The 1,834-nt window shown below is 50.9% G+C and carries 1 other RNA gene and 1 pseudogene; both read right to left on the bottom strand.

Features of this window, described 5'->3' with window-relative positions:
* Window positions 1-361: RNase P RNA component class A (rnpB, locus tag NTW95_13060), an RNA gene on the bottom strand; the annotation flags it as partial.
* A gap of 41 nt (window positions 362-402) precedes the next feature.
* A pseudogene (locus tag NTW95_13055) lies at window positions 403-1,728 on the bottom strand (sigma-54 dependent transcriptional regulator).
* Window positions 1,729-1,834: the final 106 nt, after the last annotated feature.

The raw sequence follows: 1,834 nt of genomic DNA, 5'->3' as shown, positions 1-1,834 counted from the left end.
TGCGGACTATAAGCCGGGTTCTGTCGCGAAGAATCATTTATCTGGCTGCGGCATTGCTGCCGCAGTCATGCAGCTAACCCAAGGACTTCGGCCGGGAAAGCCTCAAACGCCCTTTGTTAAGCCTTGCTCCGGATGGGGTTTGTCTCAGTCCCTGCCGTCGCCGGCCGGGACGGTGAACTCTTGCCTCACCTTTTCACCCTTACCCAACCGCGCGAACGCGGCCGGGCGGTCTGTTCTCTGTGACACTGTCCTGTCCCCCCGACAAGCGGGGAAAAATCCCGGTTAGGGATCATCCTTCCCTGCGGAGTCCGGACTTTCCTCCCCTTTCACTCAGGAAAGAGGCGATTCTTCATCCGCATCCTGCTGGTGCCCCACCATTATACCAAGAGATTCGATTTTTTGATAGAGGTTGCTGCGCGGCAGGCTGATTTCCCGGGCCGTCTTGGCCACATTGTATTGGTATTCCTTTAATTTTTGTTCCAGATAAATTTTTTCCGACTGGTTTTTAAATTCTTTCCAGTTTTTTATCTGCAGCAGGGCCGGCTCGCTGCCTTCGTTTTTACGGCCGATGTATTCGGGCAGGTCCTGACTGGAAATCTGGTCGGTGCGGCACATGATTAACAGCCTTTCCACCAGGTTGCGCAATTCGCGCACATTGCCCTTCCACGGGTATTCCATGAGCAGGGACAACGCCGCCGGGGAAAATGTTTTTTTCTTGTAATTATTTTCTTCGGAAAAATAGGTGATGAAATGTTCGATTAACAAGGGAATGTCTTCCTTCCTTTCCCGCAGCGAAGGCGAGTGGATCGGAACCACATGCAACCGGAAATACAGGTCTTCGCGGAAATTGTTTTTCTTGATTTCGGCTTCCAGGTTCTTGTTGGTGGCGGCTATGACGCGGACATTGACCTTCTTGATTTCCGGCGAACCCACCGGCTGCACCTCCCCTTCCTCGAGCACCCGCAGCACCTTGGCCTGGGCTTTCAAACTCAGATCACCGATCTCATCCAGAAAAATGCTGCCGCGGTGGGCGCTTTCAAACTTGCCGATTTTTTTTTCATAGGCGCCGGTAAAGGAGCCTTTTTCGTGGCCGAAAAGCTCGCTTTCGATCAATTCGTCGGGGATGGCGGCGCAATTAACCTGGATGAAACGGTTCTGACTGCGCCCCGAATGCTGGTGAATCAGGCGGGCGATCAATTCCTTGCCGGTGCCGCTGTCGCCGGAAATCAGGACCATGGAATCGCTGCGCGCCACACGGCTGATGGTTTCCTGCAAAGCCTGCATGATGGCCGATTGGCCAACCAGTTCATATTTTCTGGCGGTTAAATTCCTTAAACTGAAATTTTCCTTGAGCAGTTGAATTTTTTCAGCCGCGTTGCGCACCGTCAAAACCAGCTTGTCGCGGGAAATGGGTTTTTCCAGAAAATCAAAAGCTCCCAGACGCGAAGCCTCCATCGCTTCCTCGATACCCGAATGGCCGGAAATCATGATAATTTCGGCGCCCGGATTGACTTCCCTGAACGATTTCAGCACTTGCAAACCGTCAAGGCCGCCAGGCATTTTGACGTCCAGCAAAACAATATCGGGCATGAATTTTTTAAAAAGATCAATGCCTTCAATTCCGTCTTTGGCCACGGCCACGGTATATTTTTCATAATCCAGGACCATTTTTACCGATTCCAGGATATTCTTTTCATCATCGACAACCAGAACTTTCACGTTTTCCATGGTTCTTTTATAACAAATTCAGCTGTTTTTTTCAAATCGCGGCCAGCGCCAAAATCTTGCTGTTAAATGACAACTCTTTTTTCCGCATCGCATCGCCCTTGCAGGA

Source organism: Candidatus Aminicenantes bacterium (assembly GCA_026393795.1).
In the GTDB taxonomy this organism is placed as follows: Bacteria; Acidobacteriota; Aminicenantia; order UBA2199; family UBA2199; genus UBA2199.
The sequence above is the reverse complement of the archived record's forward strand: the minus strand, read 5'-3'. Positions and strand labels throughout refer to the sequence as shown.